Origin of the sequence: Pseudoclavibacter terrae, assembly GCF_008831075.1 — a bacterium.
GTDB lineage: Bacteria > Actinomycetota > Actinomycetes > Actinomycetales > Microbacteriaceae > Pseudoclavibacter > Pseudoclavibacter terrae.
On the sequence record NZ_WBJX01000001.1, the window covers coordinates 631,773 to 647,868 of the forward strand.

The window sequence follows — 16,096 nt, forward strand, 5'->3', positions numbered from 1 at the left end:
ACAGCATTGTTGGATGCAACCAAGTTTGATGAACTGCGCATCGGCCTAGCCACGGCAGATGACATTCGCAAGTGGTCGTACGGCGAGGTCAAGAAGCCCGAGACCATCAACTACCGCACGCTCAAGCCCGAGAAGGACGGTCTGTTCGGCGAACAGATCTTCGGCCCTTCCCGAGACTGGGAGTGCGCCTGCGGCAAGTACAAGCGTGTCCGCTTCAAGGGCATCGTGTGCGAGCGATGCGGCGTCGAGGTCACGAAGTCGGCAGTGCGCCGTGAGCGCATGGGCCACATCGAGCTCGCGGCTCCCGTCACGCACATCTGGTACTTCAAGGGCGTTCCGAGCCGTCTCGGCTACCTCCTCGACATGGCGCCGAAGGACCTCGAGAAGGTCATCTACTTCGCCGCGTACATGGTCATCTCGGTGGACGAGGAGGGTCGTCGCGACGACCTCAGCGGCCTCGAGAGCGAGATGCGTCTCGAGCTCAAGAGCCTGAACGACCAGAAGGATGCGGCCATCGCGGCTCGCATGCTCCGCCTCGAAGAGGAGCTCGGTGCTCTCGAGACCGAGGGTGCCAAGGCAGACCAGCTCCGCAAGACAAAGGACGCCGGCGAGAAGGAGATGGGTCAGCTCCGCAAGGGGTTCGACGAGGACATCACCCGCGTCGAGCGCGTCTTCGAGTCGTTCAAGAACCTGAAGGTCGGTGAGCTCAAGCCGGAGGACACCGACTTCCACGAGCTCGTCGACCGCTACGGCGACTACTTCGAAGCCCACATGGGTGCCGAGTCGATCCAGAAGCGCCTGCAGAACTTCGACCTCAAGGCCGAAGGCGAGCTGCTGCGCACCCAGATCGCGGAGGGCAAGGGTCAGAAGAAGATCCGCGCCATCAAGCGCCTCAAGGTCGTCTCGTCGTTCCTCGCAACGGGCAACAGCCCCGCCGCGATGGTCCTCGATGTCGTCCCGGTCATCCCGCCGGAGCTCCGCCCGATGGTGCAGCTCGACGGTGGCCGCTTCGCGACGAGCGACCTCAACGACCTCTACCGTCGTGTGATCAACCGCAACAACCGCCTCCGTCGCCTGCTCGACCTCGGTGCTCCCGAGATCATCGTGAACAACGAGAAGCGCATGCTCCAGGAGTCGGTCGACGCGCTGTTCGACAACGGTCGCCGCGGCCGCCCGGTCACGGGTACCGGCAACCGCGCTCTCAAGTCCCTCAGCGACATGCTGAAGGGCAAGCAGGGCCGCTTCCGTCAGAACCTCCTCGGAAAGCGCGTCGACTACTCGGGCCGTTCCGTCATCATCGTGGGACCGCAGCTGCGCATGCACCAGTGCGGCCTCCCGAAGCAGATGGCGCTCGAGCTGTTCAAGCCGTACGTCATCAAGCGACTGATCGACCTGCAGCACGCGTCGAACATCAAGGCAGCCAAGCGTGCCGTCGAGCGCGCGAAGCCCGAGGTGTGGGACGTGCTCGAAGAGGTCATCCGCGAGCGTCCGGTGCTGCTCAACCGTGCACCCACGCTGCACCGTCTGGGCATCCAGGCGTTCGAGCCGCTCCTCGTCGAGGGCAAGGCGATCCAGCTGCACCCGCTCGTCTGCGCGGCGTTCAACGCCGACTTCGACGGCGACCAGATGGCCGTTCACCTGCCGCTCTCGGTCGAGGCCCAGGCCGAGGCCCGCGTGCTCATGCTCGCGTCGAACAACATCCTCAAGCCGTCGGATGGACGCCCCGTCACCCTGCCTTCGCAGGACATGGTCGCGGGTCTGTACCACCTGACGACGCTGCAGGACGACGTCGAGGGCGCCGGACGAGTCTTCTCGTCCACGGCCGAGGCGATCATGGCGTTCGACCAGGGCTCGCTCGACCTCAACGCTCCGATCAGGCTGCGCCTCACGGGCATCACGTTCGAAGAGGGCAAGGCTCCTGAGGGCTACGTCCAGGGCGAGACCGTGCTCGTCGAGACGACGCTCGGCCGCGCTCGCTTCAACGAGCTGCTCCCGTCCGACTACCCCTACGTCGAGGACACGATGACCAAGGGACGTCTGTCCGGTGTCGTCAACTACCTCGCGGAGCGGTACTCGAAGGACGAGGTCGCCGAGACGCTCGACCGCATCAAGGACTCCGGCTTCTACTGGGCTACCCGCTCGGGCATCTCGATCGCGCTCAGCGACCTCGTGACGCCCGACTCGAAGCGCGAGATCGTCGAGCGCACCGAGGCCGAAGTGGCCGAGCTGCGCAACGAGTGGCAGGTCATGGGCGCGATCTCCGAGCAGGAGTACCGCGAAGAGGTCATCAAGAAGTGGGAAGCTGCAACCGCGCTCGTCGCCGACGAGATGCAGGCGGCCTTCCCGTCGACCAACTCCATCCACCGCATGGTCACGGCAGGCGCAAACGGCAACTGGCTGCAGGTTCGCCAGATCGCCGGTATGCGCGGCCTGGTCGCCAACCCGAAGGGTGAGACCATTCCTCGCCCGATCGTGCACTCGTACCGCGAGGGCCTGACGGTTGCCGAGTACTTCATCTCGACCCACGGTGCCCGCAAGGGTCTGGCCGACACGGCTCTCCGTACGGCCGACTCCGGCTATCTGACTCGTCGACTCGTCGACGTCTCGCAGGACGTTATCATCCGTGAGGACGACTGCGGCACCGCTCGTGGCCTCGACATCCAGATCGCCCACATCACGGATGGCGGCGAGATCGTCGTCGACGACAACGTGGAGAACGCGGTCTACGCCCGCAGCATCTCGGTCGACGCAGTGGACGCCGACGGCAACGTCGTCGCCGCTGCCGGCACCGACATGGGCGACGTCGTCATCGACCAGCTCATGGACGCAGGCATCACCGAGGTCAAGATCCGTTCTGTCCTCACGTGCGAGTCCAGCGTCGGCGTCTGCGCAGCGTGCTACGGCCGCTCGCTTGCCACCGGCAACCTCGTCGACATCGGTGAGGCCGTCGGCATCATCGCGGCACAGTCCATCGGCGAGCCAGGTACCCAGCTCACGATGCGCACGTTCCACTCCGGTGGTGTGTCGAGCGCTGGTGACATCACGCAGGGTCTGCCTCGTGTCCAGGAGCTCTTCGAGGCCCGCACCCCGAAGGGCGCATCGCCGCTCGCCGAGGCCGCTGGTCGCATCGAGATCCAGGACACCGACAAGTCGCGCAAGATCGTCCTCATCCCGGACAACGGCGACGAGCCGCACATCTACCCGGTGCTGAAGCGCGCTGAGCTCCTCGTCGAGGACGGCCAGCACGTCGAGCACGGCCAGCAGCTGCACGAGGGTCCCATCGACCCGAAGGACGTGCTGCGGGTCAAGGGCGCTCGCGAGGTGCAGAAGTACCTCGTCAGCGGTGTGCAGGGCGTCTACCGTTCGCAGGGTGTGCCGATCCACGACAAGCACATCGAGGTCATCGTCCGCCAGATGCTCCGTAAGATCACGGTCATCGACCACGGCGAGACCGACATGCTGCCGGGTGAGCTGGCTGATGGACAGCGCTTCGCGTCCATCAACCGCGCAGCCGTCATGTCGGGACGCAAGCCCGCGACCGGCCGTCAGGAAGTCATGGGAATCACGAAGGCGTCGCTCGCGACCGAGTCGTGGCTCTCGGCCGCTTCGTTCCAGGAGACGACCCGCGTGCTCACGCAGGCCGCCATGGAAGCGACGACCGACCCGCTGGTCGGCCTCAAGGAGAACGTCATCATCGGTCGCCTCATCCCGGCTGGTACTGGTCTCACCAAGTACCGCGAGATGTCGGTCGAGCCGACCGACGAGGCCCGCGCCGAGCGGTACCCGTTCGGTGCAGACGAGGGCAGCTTCGACGAGAACGACCTCACGTTCGTCGACTTCGAGGCCTTCTCGAGCGATGACTTCGGCGGTTCCAACTTCAGCTAGCCCTGAAGTCGCGTCGGCTCGCCGACGCGCCAGTGCGAACGCCCCCACCCGTCACGGGTGGGGGCGTTCGCGCGTCTGCGGCTTGTCACCGGGAAGAAGCGAGCCTGCGGCCCTAACGTGGGCTCCATGAGTGACGACACGCGCGCGCCTCGCCAGCCCTCGGATGACGGCCACGAGCCGGAAGTCGGCGGCGGAGCCGGCGAGAACCGAGAGCTTCCCGACCCCCAGGATCGACTGGAGGCCGCGCTCGCTCGCAGCCGCGGAATCGGGGAGGACGGCGAGGTGCCGCCCGGTGAGGTGCTTGCGGGGGATGACCTCGCGTTCGACGGTCGAGCAGAAGCGCCGACGGACCCGGCACTGGCGCCTCAGGAAGACGTCAGGGTCGCCTTCGCGGACCCCCTCGCGACCGACGGCACCGACCCGAACGCCACGGTGGGCCTGGATCGGGATGAGCTCGCGGCCGTGCTCGCTGACGGACCGCGTCCAGACGCGCCCGCAGCTGCAGCCGGTGATCTCGAGCGGAGCACGGATCTCGAGCAGAGCACGGAGGCCGACAGCCAGCCCGAACCGATGTCTGATACAGGTCCAGCAGCGCCGGAGGCCGACGCTCATGGCCAGGCCGGACCAGAGGCTGCTTCTGCGTCGGCGGACGTGCCGGTCGTGGAACGTGAGAGCGCCGAGGAGGACGACGTCGCGGACTTCCCGGTGACCGAACCGGTTCCCGCCCAGGATCTCGCAGCCGACGCGCTTGGCGCCGCTTCGGTCTCGGCCATCACCGTGGACGCCACCGGATCTGCCACCGCGCCGGACGAGGAGCGGGAGTCCCCGCGTCGCACCCTCGAGATCGACCGCACAGCCGCCCGTGTCGCCGCGACAAGCGCAGTGCAGGCATCGACCCAGGCGCCGGCCGATCCGGACCCGTCAGACGACCATCAGGACCTCGACGGGACCACGCCGGTCGCCGGGGAGGTCACGCGTGCGGACGTCGTCGTCACGGAGACCGTCACGGAGCAGCTCGCCGAGGACGGGGAGACCGTGGAAGCGGTCACCGTGACGGAGCGCGTGGACGTCCTCGACGATGCAGACGCCGCAGCCGTCACCCACGCGTCGACCGACGACGCGGCTGACGCTGACGCTGACGCCGACGCCGTCCCCGGGACGGACGCAGCGGAACATCCTGAAGCCGCAGGGACCCTCACCACGACGCACGCGGGCGACGAGCCCGGAGAGACCGACTCCGTCAGGCCAGACGCTGACGCGCCCTCCACGCAGGCAGGCGATGACTCGACGTTCGCGCCACTCCGCCTCTCCGCCCCGACGGACAGCGACGATCTGGCCCCGGTGAAGCCGAAGAAGCGCGGGAACCGGATGTTCGCGGTGTTCGTCGCCCTGGTCGCCTCGGTGGTCTTCGCGGCTCTGTACCTGCTGGCCTTCGCTCTCTTGCGGACGGCGTTCAACACGGGACTCGACCCCATCGGCGAGGCCTCCGAGTTCGCGATCACCGCGGCCTTCACGGTCCCCGTCACGGTCTTCGCTGCGTTCGGCGTGCTGTGGGCACTGATCGTGAACCGTGCCGGCTGGTGGGCCTACGTCCTCGGCGGGTTCCTGGCAGCGGTGCTGGTCGCAGCCGGCTACTACTTCGGAGCGGCGCTCCAGCAGCACCTCGCCGACGGGCTCCCCATCACGAGCATCCAGCTCGGCGAGGTGCTCGCGAAGTTCAGGGCCTCCGAGCACCTGCTGTCCGCGCTGGTGGCTGCGATCGCGGCGCGGGAGGCCTTCACCTGGGTGGGCGGCATCGCCGCGGCTCGGGGACGACGGGTGTCGCGAGCGAACCGGAGGGCGAAGCTCGCCTATGAGAAGCGCATGGCTGAGCGCTCCGCGGAGACGGCGGACGCGAACGGGGTGGCCAAGTGAGTGAAGCCGAGCTGCGCAGGCTCACGCTGCCGAGCGACGAGTTCCCGGCATTCCCCGAGGTGGCGATCGACGTGCCCGCTGGCTGGGAGCCGCTGCAGTGGGCTGGCGCAGTGCTCGGTGCGCGGCACCTCGTCGCGACGAACGGCTTCAACCCGAATGTGCTCGTCACGATCGAACGGTGGCCCGGCACCATCTCGCACGAGGATGCGCTGACGGTGCTGCGACAGCGCATCACGCAGGGCGGAGGCAAGGAGCGCGTCGCCGAGTCCGCCGCGGAACCCGAGCTCATGCACTACGTCGAGTCGACGCAGCGGGATCCGAGGCTGGGCGGGCTCGAGGTCCGCTCGAAGATGGTCGTGCTGCACCGCGGGCCTCTCACGGAGATCGTCACTGCGGTCGGGACGAGCACGGCCGCCCAATCGGCGCATGTCGGCAAGGACATCGCGGCGATCGTCCGCGGACTCCGGGTCGAGCTCACGGCCTGACCTGGACGGCAGCGGTCCCATGATCGAAGGCTACGACGCCGAGCTCCCTCCCGACCCGGGTTCGTCCTGGGGGAGAGCCGTCACGTGGGGAGCCGTCAGCAGTCTCGTCTTCGCCTCGCTGGTCATCGCGACCTGGGGGTTCGTGTCGCTCGGCCTGGACCGTGACGTCATCGACCTGCCCGACGTGAGCGTCCTCGTGGCTCCGCTCGCCGTGGCGGCTGCAACGGTCGTGGTCGCCGCCTCCGTGGCGCTGGCACTCCGCAGGCGGCACCAGGGCAGGCAGGGGGCGCTCTGGCTCGCCGCCCCCGGCAGCATCCTGGCCTGGCTCGCCTTCGCGATCGTGGCCGGCATCGTGGCCACGGGGTCACGACCGGAGGCTGGGAACCCGGACGCCCTCTCACCGTTGCCGAGTCAGGTCGCCATCGGGCTTTCCGTGGGTCCATTCGGGCTCGTGATCGTCCCCCTGGCGGCGCTCGTGGTGGTCGCGGCGGTGCTCTCGACGTCACGCCCGACGCGGCCCGGTCGGGGTCCCGCTTGACCCTGCAAAACTGACGGGGTAGGATTTTTCGGTGCGCGCGCCCTGTCGCGCCCAAAACCGTGCGAACGCTGAAACTGCGAAGAATCTGCAGCGAAGCGCGCAACTGTAAGCAACGCCAGTCGCCTCGGCTGCCACCGCTTCACCAACCAGCGATACCAGAGATTTTGTACCGCCGGTCGGTTATCAAGAGGCAAACAGTGCCTCGTAGGCACAGGAATCGTGCTTACCACGATCACGCAGTACAAAACCAAGGAGATTATTCGTGCCAACAATTCAGCAGTTGGTCCGCAAGGGCCGCCGCCCCAAGGCGTCGGCGTCCAAGACGCCAGCCCTGAAGGCCAACCCTCAGCAGCGCGGGGTTTGCACCCGCGTCTACACCACGACGCCCAAGAAGCCGAACTCGGCGCTCCGTAAGGTCGCTCGTGTCAAGCTGTCGAACGGCACCGAGGTGACCGCCTACATCCCAGGTGAGGGCCACAACCTCCAGGAGCACTCGATGGTGCTCGTCCGCGGCGGTCGTGTGAAGGACCTCCCGGGTGTGCGGTACAAGATCGTCCGCGGTGCACTCGACACCCAGGCAGTGAAGAACCGCAAGCAGGCTCGCAGCCGTTACGGCGCGAAGATGGAGAAGAAGTAATGCCACGTAAGGGTCCAGCCCCCAAGCGCCCCGTGGTCGCCGACCCCGTGTACGGCGCCCCCATCGTCAGCCAGCTCGTCAACAAGATCCTGCTTGACGGCAAGAAGGGCCTCGCAGAGCGCATCGTGTACGACGCGCTCGAGGGCGTTGCCGCCAAGTCGGACCAGGACGCAGTCGCGACCCTGAAGAAGGCGCTCGACAACGTGCGCCCCACGCTCGAGGTCCGCTCGCGTCGCGTCGGTGGCTCGACGTACCAGGTGCCGGTCGAGGTCAAGCCTCATCGTGCCAACACGCTCGCACTGCGCTGGCTCACGAGCTACGCGAAGAACCGTCGCGAGAAGTCGATGACCGAGCGCCTCACGAACGAGATCCTCGACGCATCCAACGGCCTCGGTGCCGCGGTGAAGCGCCGTGAAGACACGCACAAGATGGCCGAGTCCAACAAGGCCTTCGCGCACTACCGCTGGTAATCCAGCAGCTGGTAGCCCTCACCACTCTCGCTTCAATCCTTTCGGAGGACACCCGTGGCACAGGACGTGCTTACTGACCTGAACAAGGTCCGCAACATCGGCATCATGGCGCACATCGATGCCGGCAAGACGACAACCACCGAGCGCATCCTGTTCTACACCGGTGTCAACCACAAGCTCGGCGAGACGCACGATGGTGCCTCGACGACGGACTGGATGGAGCAGGAGCAGGAGCGTGGCATCACGATCACCTCGGCTGCCGTGACGTCGTTCTGGAAGAAGAACCAGATCAACATCATCGACACGCCCGGTCACGTCGACTTCACCGTCGAGGTGGAGCGCTCGCTCCGCGTCCTCGACGGTGCGGTCGCCGTGTTCGATGGCAAGGAGGGCGTCGAGCCCCAGTCGGAGACCGTCTGGCGCCAGGCCGACAAGTACGACGTTCCGCGCATCTGCTTCGTCAACAAGATGGACAAGCTCGGAGCCGACTTCTACTTCACCGTCGACACGATCGTCAACCGCCTGGGCGCGAAGCCGCTCGTCATCCAGCTCCCCATCGGCGCTGAGAACGACTTCATCGGCATCGTCGACCTCGTCGAGATGAACGCCAAGGTCTGGCCGAGCGACTCCAAGGGTGACACCACCCTCGGTGCCGCCTACGAGACCCAGGAGATCCCGGAAGACCTCAAGGAGCGCGCAGAAGAGTACCGCACGAAGCTCCTCGAGGCCGTCGCCGAGACCGACGACGAGCTCATGGAGCGCTTCTTCGCTGGCGAGGAGATCTCGATCGCCGAGATCAAGGCCGCCATCCGCAAGCTCACCGTCACGAGCGAGATGTACCCCGTGCTCTGCGGCTCCGCATTCAAGAACCGCGGCGTCCAGCCGATGCTCGATGCAGTCGTGGACTACCTCCCGTCGCCGCTCGACGTTCCTGCCGTCATCGGCATGAACCCGCGCGACGAGTCGGAGGAGCTCACGCGTCGTCCGAGCGCCGACGAGCCGTTCGCTGCTCTCGCCTTCAAGATCGCCGTGCACCCGTTCTTCGGTCGCCTGATCTACACGCGCGTCTACTCGGGACACGTCCCGTCGGGCGCGCAGGTCGTCAACTCCTCGAAGGGCAAGAAGGAGCGCATCGGGAAGATCTTCCAGATGCACGCCAACAAGGAGAACCCGGTCGAGTCGATGACCGCGGGACACATCTACGCCGTCATCGGCCTCAAGGACACCATGACCGGTGACACCCTGAGCGACCCTGACAAGCAGATCGTCCTCGAGTCGATGACCTTCCCGGAGCCCGTCATCGAGGTCGCCATCGAGCCGAAGACCAAGGCCGACCAGGAGAAGCTCGGAACGGCTATCCAGAAGCTCGCCGAGGAAGACCCGACGTTCCGCGTCATGCTCGACCAGGAGACCGGTCAGACGGTCATCAAGGGCATGGGCGAGCTCCACCTCGACATCCTCGTCGACCGCATGAAGCGCGAATTCAAGGTCGAGGCGAACGTGGGCAAGCCCCAGGTCGCCTACCGCGAGACGCTCACGAAGGTCGTCGAGAAGTTCGACTACACCCACAAGAAGCAGACGGGTGGCTCCGGCCAGTTCGCAAAGATCCAGATCAAGCTCGAGCCGCTTGAGATGGACGCGGACAAGACCTACGAGTTCGTGAACGCCGTCACCGGTGGTCGCGTTCCTCGTGAGTACATCCCATCCGTGGATGCTGGCATCCAGGATGCGATGCAGGTCGGCGTCCTCGCCGGCTACCCGATGGTCGGCGTCAAGGCGTCGCTCCTCGATGGTGCTGCGCACGACGTCGACTCCTCGGAGATGGCGTTCAAGATCGCGGGCTCGATCGCGTTCAAGGAAGCAGCTCCCAAGGCCGGTCCCGTCATCCTCGAGCCGCTCATGGCGGTCGAGGTCCGTACTCCTGAGGAGTACATGGGCGACGTGATCGGCGACCTCAACTCGCGCCGCGGCCAGATCCAGTCGATGGAAGATGCCAGTGGTGTGAAGGTGGTGCGTGCACTCGTGCCGCTGTCGGAGATGTTCGGATACATCGGAGACCTGCGCAGCAAGACCTCTGGTCGCGCCGTGTACTCGATGACGTTCGAAACGTACGCCGAGGTCCCCAAGGCTGTTGCCGAGGAGATCATCCAGAAGAACCGGGGCGAGTAGCCCGAACCTGCTCGGGTGACGCAGCGCGTCGCCCGAGCAGGTAACATTCATCACTGAAAACCCGGAAGTCATTCTGCGTCATTCGCGGACTGGCACCAACGACGTCCTAGGAGGACCACAGTGGCTAAGGCCAAGTTCGAGCGGACCAAGCCGCACGTAAACATCGGAACGATCGGTCACGTCGACCACGGCAAGACCACGCTCACCGCAGCGATCTCGAAGGTGCTTGCTGACAAGTACCCTTCGGCGACCAACGTGCAGCGTGACTTCGCGTCGATCGACTCCGCTCCGGAAGAGCGTCAGCGCGGTATCACGATCAACATCTCCCACGTCGAGTACGAGACGCCCAAGCGTCACTACGCTCACGTCGATGCTCCGGGTCACGCCGACTACATCAAGAACATGATCACGGGTGCTGCGCAGATGGATGGCGCAATCCTCGTGGTCGCCGCAACCGACGGCCCCATGGCTCAGACGCGTGAGCACGTGCTGCTCGCGAAGCAGGTCGGCGTGCCGTACCTGGTCGTCGCGCTGAACAAGGCCGACATGGTCGACGACGAGGAGATCCTGGAGCTCGTCGAGCTCGAGGTTCGCGAGCTCCTCTCGAGCCAGGACTACCCCGGCGACGACGCACCTGTCGTTCAGGTCTCGGGCCTCAAGGCGCTCGAGGGCGACGAGAAGTGGGCCGAGAAGATCGTCGAGCTCATGCAGGCTGTCGACGACAACGTGCCGGAGCCCGTCCGCGACAAGGACAAGCCGTTCCTCATGCCCGTCGAGGACGTCTTCACGATCACCGGTCGTGGAACCGTCGTCACGGGTCGCGCCGAGCGTGGCACGCTCTCGATCAACTCCGACGTCGAGATCGTGGGCCTCCGCCCGACCGTCAAGACGACGGTCACGGGTATCGAGATGTTCCACAAGCAGCTCGACGAGGCGTGGGCCGGTGAGAACTGTGGTCTGCTCCTTCGTGGCACCAAGCGTGAGGACGTCGAGCGCGGTCAGGTCATCGTCGCTCCCGGTTCCGTCACGCCGCACACGAACTTCGAGGGAACCGCGTACATCCTCTCGAAGGACGAGGGTGGCCGTCACAACCCGTTCTTCACGAACTACCGCCCGCAGTTCTACTTCCGTACCACGGACGTGACCGGCGTCATCACCCTGCCCGAGGGCAAGGAAATGATCATGCCTGGTGACACCACGGACATGACCGTCGAGCTCATCCAGCCGATCGCCATGGAAGAGGGCCTCGGCTTCGCAATCCGTGAGGGTGGCCGCACCGTCGGCGCCGGCACGGTGACGAAGATCAACAAGTAAGCTTCCAGCTCACTGCAGAGTGGGGTCGGACCTTCGGGTCCGGCCCCATTCTTGTTTTCTCGGCGTCCGAGCGGCTCGCGACTGCTCGCGGGTCGACTCGGCGGCTCACCGATTCGGGAACCGGGTTAGAATCAGACGCCGTGTGACGAGCGAAGCTCCGCAGCCTCTCGATCCCCTCCGATGAGCTCCTCGACGCACCGAGCGGAGGAACGCCCACCGCCTCAGCGCAGCCCCAGGAGCTCGACGAATGTCCGTACGCGCAGAACGCCCCACGAGCGCGAGCGCTCGGCCTGCGCCGAACCGCTACCGGACCGACATCCAGGGACTGCGGGCGATCGCATCCCTCCTCGTCGCGTCGTTCCACATCTGGTTCGGCACCGTCTCCGGCGGCGTCGACCTGTTCTTCGTCCTCGGCGGGTTCCTGCTCGCCACGACGCTCGTCGGGGAACTCGAGCGGCGGGGGAGCATCCGAGCCTGGCAGTACGTGAAACGCACGGCGACGCGCCTGTTCCCGATGGCCGGGCTCGTCCTCATCGTCGTCGCTGTCGTCCTCCTCCTCACGGCCCCGGCGCTCTCCTTCCAGCGGAACGTCACCGACCTCTTCGCCGCCGCCACGTACTGGGAGAACTGGCGACTCGCCGGGGACGCGACCGACTACATCGCCGCTGGCCACGACAAGTCAGCGGTCCAGCATTTCTGGGCCATGTCGGTGCAGGGCCAGGCCACGCTGATCCTGCTCGGGTTCGTCCTCGTGCTCGGCGCCGTCGCGAAGCTGGCGAAGTGGCCTGTGCGGCGCGTGGCCGTAGCGGGGTTCGCGCTGCTCACCGCCGCCTCCCTCGCCTACGCCCTCAACGGGGTGGCGGTGGACCCCGTCCCCACCTACTACAGCACGTGGGCTCGCCTGTGGGAGTTCGGGATCGGGGCCGTCGCGGCGCTGGTCATCACGCGGATCCACGTGCCGAAGATGCTCCGGGCGATCCTCGGCAGCCTGGGTCTCGCCCTCGTGCTGAGCGCAGGTCTCCTGCCGAGCTCCTGGCCGTATCCGGGACTCATCGCGCTCTACCCGGTCGGCGGGGCTCTGCTCGTCCTCATCGCCGGCGCATCGGGCGAACCCGCCGGGGGCAACCGGCTCCTCACCTGGAGGCCCTTGGTCTGGCTCGGCGGCTTCTCCTACGGCCTGTACCTCTGGAGCTGGCCGATCCTCAAGCTGTTCGTCGAGGTCTTCCCGGACCGGGCCGAGCCGGTCTCCTTCTTCGACGGACTCCTCCTCCTCGCGGTCTCGATCGCCATCGCGTGGGCGACCTCCCGCGGCCTCAAGCTCCTGGGGAGGATCAGGAACCCGCTCGCACAGATCGACGCGACGGCCCCGAAGTGGAAGCCGAACCCGAGGCTCATCACCTCCATCACCGTTCCCCTGGTCGCACTTGTCGCCTTCGTCGGCGTCCAGATCGCTCCGCAGGTCCACGAGGACGCCATCGAGGCGATCGAACTCGCGCCGGCCGTCGACAACCCCGACGAGCTCTCGGCGGTCATCGCGGACGCGATCGCAGACCCCACCGTCCCGGACGGGCGGCTGCTCACCGGGGCTGAAGCGCGCAGCGAGGAGTGGGAGCTCGACGACTGCGTGTCGGTCGCGTCGGACGAAGCGGTCGATCGCTGCGTTTACGGAAGCCCGGATGCAGAGCGCGAGGTGTGGATCGTCGGGGACTCCCAGGCCGTGACGTGGGCGCCAGGGTTCCGAGAGGCACTCGGCGAGGACACGAAGTTGCAGCTCATGGGGCTGTCGATGTGCCCGTTCACCTCCGGAGCGGGACTGGACAGCATCGACCACTACCGGGAGACGTGCGAGGGACACAACTCCTGGGTCGTGGAACAGGCGACCGAGCGCCTCCCGGACGTGGTCGTGGTCACGTACGGCGCCTGGTGGGTCGGTGACGGATACGAGGAGCTCGGCGATGACGTCGGAGCCGACCTCGGACGGGGCAGCAGCGACTACGTCCGAGCCCTCACCGATCTCGGCATCGAGGTCGTGTGGCTCGACTCGGTGCCGCCGACGCAGGCCCTCGACGAGTGCATGGAGGCGTCGACGGTCTCGGAGGCAGCGCGTGCGTGCGAGACGCCGTTCGGCGAGGAGCGCCAGCAGCGCGTCGACGAGCTGGCGACCGAGATGGGGGAGTCCGGTGCCGATGTGGTTCCCACGACCGCCTGGTTCTGCGACATCGACCTGGCGTCGTGCCCGAGCGTGGTTGCCGGGACTCCTGTCCACAGCGATCCGACGCACATCGGCAGGCAGTACTCGCTGTACCTCTCGAAGGTCATCGCTGACCGAGTTCTGGCCCCGCACGGCTTCTGAGCCAGCGATCTCGAGGTCGCGACACGCCCGGGTTGCAAGAACAGGTCCCTCCGGTCTAAACTCGGTGAGTTCAGTATTTCGGGGCCCGGCGCTAGTCGTGTGTTCGAATCACTGCCCGGAGAGTGCATAAGCGCCCAATGTCTTCAGACAGCAGTCGGAAGACAGACGGAGTGTCGCAAGACGCCCAGCGCGCAGCTTAGGCCACCGGCAGCAGAGCAAAGCTCCGGCCAACGGACAACACCTCACCGAGGTCGAGTCCGGAAGGCCGTCCATCAGCTTGAGTACACTCCTGTGCTCCGAGCAGGTGAACTTGACAGAAAAACAGTGGTGCGAATCCCGGCGTGAAGACGCCACGGGGTTGCATGCGAAGCCGCAATGGCGGCACGTCATTGAGAGAGAGAGTCAACCATGGCGGGACAGAAGATCCGCATTCGACTGAAGTCGTATGACCACGAGGTCATCGACAGCTCGGCGCGCAAGATCGTCGACACCGTAACCCGTGCTGGCGCCTCCGTCATCGGTCCGGTGCCCCTGCCTACCGAGAAGAACGTGATCGCCGTGATCCGTAGCCCTCACAAGTACAAGGACAGCCGCGAGCACTTCGAGATGCGCACCCACAAGCGTCTGATCGACATCGTCGACCCGACGCCGAAGGCCGTCGACTCGCTCATGCGTCTCGACCTTCCGGCCGACGTCAACATCGAGATCAAGCTCTAGGGAAACACATGTCTACCGCTACCAAGACGTTCAAGGGACTGCTGGGCACGAAGCTCGGCATGACCCAGGTCTGGGACGCTGACAACCGTCTCGTCCCCGTCACGGTCATCCAGGTGAGCACCAACGTCGTCACCGAGATCATGACCGTCGAAAAGAACGGCTACGAAGCCGTCCAGATCGCCGCAGGCGCCATCGACCCGCGCAAGGTGAACAAGCCGGCCGCCGGCAAGTTCGCAGCAGCGGGCGTCACGCCGCGCCGTCACATCACCGAACTCCGCACCGCTGACGCAGCGACGTACACGATCGGTCAGGAGCTCGGCGCAGACACGTTCGAGCCCGGCACCAAGATCGACGTCGTCGGCACCAGCAAGGGCAAGGGCTTCGCCGGTGTCATGAAGCGTCACAACTTCTCCGGCGTCGGCGCATCCCACGGTGCCCACAAGAACCACCGTCGCCCCGGCTCCATCGGTGCCTCCGCGACCCCCAGCCGTGTCTTCAAGGGCACGCGCATGGCTGGCCGGATGGGTGGCGACCGCGTCACCGTCCAGAACCTCACGGTTCACGCAGCCGACGCCGAGAAGGGCATCCTCCTCGTCAAGGGTGCTGTCCCCGGCCCCAAGGGTCGTCTCGTTTTCGTTCGCAACGCAGTGAAGGGGGCCTAGTTTCCTATGGCAACCAAGATTGACGTCACCGACGCAGCCGGCAAGAAGTCCGGCACGGTCGAACTGCCTGCCGCCATCTTCGACGCGCAGACCAACGTCCCGCTGATCCACCAGGTTGTCGTCGCACAGCGTGCAGCTGCTCGTCAGGGCACGCACAAGACGAAGAACCGTGGAGAGGTTTCCGGTTCAGGCCGCAAGCCGTTCAAGCAGAAGGGCACCGGCCGCGCCCGTCAGGGTTCGGTCCGCATGCCGCAGCACAAGGGCGGTGGCATCGTCCACGGGCCGACGCCGCGCGACTACTCGCAGCGCACCCCCAAGAAGATGATCGCAGCAGCCCTCATCGGCGCACTGAGCGACCGCGCACGCGGTGGCCACCTGCACATCGTCGACTCCCTCGTCACGGGTGAGAAGGCCTCGACCAAGGTCGCAGCCGCAGCAATCGCGAAGGTCGCGGCGGGACGCAACATCCTCGTCGTCCTCGACCGCAGCGACGAGCTCAGCCTCCTGAGCGTGCGCAACCTCCCGGCGCTCCACGTCCTGTTCGTTGACCAGCTCAACGCCTACGACGTGCTCGTCTCGGACGACATCCTCTTCACGAAGGCTGCCTACGACGCGTTCGTCGAGAGCAAGACCAGCAAGGAGCAGGGCGCATGAGCGCAAACAACAAGGACCCGCGCGACATCATCTTCGCGCCGGTGATCTCCGAGAAGAGCTACAGCCTGATCGACCAGGGCAAGTACACCTTCGAGGTCGACCCTCGTTCGAACAAGACCGAGATCAAGCTCGCCATCGAGCAGATCTTCGATGTCAAGGTCGACAAGGTCAACACCTTGAACCGCACGGGCAAGACGCGCCGCACCCGCTTCGGGCTCGGCAAGCGCAAGGACACCAAGCGCGCCATCGTCTCGCTCAAGTCCGGCACCATCGACATCTTCTCGAACGCCGGTTAATC

Annotated in this window: 13 protein-coding genes; all 13 read left to right on the top strand. The window is 66.0% G+C overall.

Going from position 1 to position 16,096, the window contains the following annotated elements; genetic code table 11:
• Positions 1 to 6: 6 nt before the first annotated feature.
• The 13 genes from F8O03_RS02905 to rplW all read left to right on the top strand — a co-directional run bounded on the left by F8O03_RS02905 (position 7) and on the right by rplW (position 16,094).
• A complete protein-coding gene (locus tag F8O03_RS02905; RefSeq protein WP_104254044.1) occupies positions 7 to 3,885 on the top strand; it encodes a DNA-directed RNA polymerase subunit beta' in 3,879 nt (1,292 codons plus the stop codon).
• 126 nt (positions 3,886 to 4,011) lie between these two features.
• Positions 4,012 to 5,799: a hypothetical protein gene (locus F8O03_RS02910; RefSeq protein ID WP_151422300.1), complete on the top strand. Its 1,788-nt coding sequence runs from the start codon at positions 4,012 to 4,014 to the stop codon at positions 5,797 to 5,799.
• Entirely contained in the window at positions 5,796 to 6,284 is a 489-nt protein-coding gene (locus F8O03_RS02915; protein WP_151422301.1) for a hypothetical protein, read from the top strand. Before F8O03_RS02910 ends, F8O03_RS02915 begins: the two co-directional genes overlap by 4 nt.
• Before the next feature lie 19 nt (positions 6,285 to 6,303).
• On the top strand, positions 6,304 to 6,822 hold the full coding sequence (locus F8O03_RS02920; RefSeq protein WP_151422302.1) for a hypothetical protein: 519 nt from the start codon (positions 6,304 to 6,306) through the stop codon (positions 6,820 to 6,822).
• Between the two features lie 262 nt (positions 6,823 to 7,084).
• Entirely contained in the window at positions 7,085 to 7,459 is a 375-nt protein-coding gene (rpsL, locus tag F8O03_RS02925; RefSeq protein ID WP_068479306.1) for a 30S ribosomal protein S12, read from the top strand.
• Positions 7,459 to 7,929, top strand: a complete 471-nt coding sequence (gene rpsG / locus F8O03_RS02930; protein WP_104254040.1) for a 30S ribosomal protein S7 — start codon at positions 7,459 to 7,461, stop codon at positions 7,927 to 7,929. Before rpsL ends, rpsG begins: the two co-directional genes overlap by 1 nt.
• A 54-nt stretch (positions 7,930 to 7,983) precedes the next feature.
• Positions 7,984 to 10,098: an elongation factor G gene (gene fusA, locus F8O03_RS02935; protein ID WP_104254039.1), complete on the top strand. Its 2,115-nt coding sequence runs from the start codon at positions 7,984 to 7,986 to the stop codon at positions 10,096 to 10,098.
• Between the two features lie 120 nt (positions 10,099 to 10,218).
• Complete coding sequence (gene tuf / locus F8O03_RS02940) at positions 10,219 to 11,412, top strand: elongation factor Tu (RefSeq protein ID WP_068479300.1); 1,194 nt, start codon at positions 10,219 to 10,221, stop codon at positions 11,410 to 11,412.
• Positions 11,413 to 11,659: 247 nt separating this feature from the next.
• The gene (locus tag F8O03_RS02945; protein ID WP_151422303.1) at positions 11,660 to 13,765 is read left to right on the top strand and encodes an acyltransferase family protein; all 2,106 of its coding nucleotides are present in this window, start codon (positions 11,660 to 11,662) and stop codon (positions 13,763 to 13,765) included.
• Positions 13,766 to 14,173: 408 nt separating this feature from the next.
• The gene (gene rpsJ / locus F8O03_RS02950; protein WP_068479296.1) at positions 14,174 to 14,482 is read left to right on the top strand and encodes a 30S ribosomal protein S10; all 309 of its coding nucleotides are present in this window, start codon (positions 14,174 to 14,176) and stop codon (positions 14,480 to 14,482) included.
• A gap of 8 nt (positions 14,483 to 14,490) precedes the next feature.
• Positions 14,491 to 15,144, top strand: a complete 654-nt coding sequence (rplC, locus tag F8O03_RS02955; protein WP_104254037.1) for a 50S ribosomal protein L3 — start codon at positions 14,491 to 14,493, stop codon at positions 15,142 to 15,144.
• 6 nt (positions 15,145 to 15,150) lie between these two features.
• Positions 15,151 to 15,798 carry a 50S ribosomal protein L4 gene (gene rplD, locus F8O03_RS02960; RefSeq protein WP_104254036.1) on the top strand — a complete coding sequence of 216 codons (648 nt, stop codon included), beginning with the start codon at positions 15,151 to 15,153 and terminating at the stop codon, positions 15,796 to 15,798.
• Entirely contained in the window at positions 15,795 to 16,094 is a 300-nt protein-coding gene (gene rplW, locus F8O03_RS02965; protein WP_068479290.1) for a 50S ribosomal protein L23, read from the top strand. Before rplD ends, rplW begins: the two co-directional genes overlap by 4 nt.
• The last annotated feature ends 2 nt before the right edge of the window (positions 16,095 to 16,096 follow it).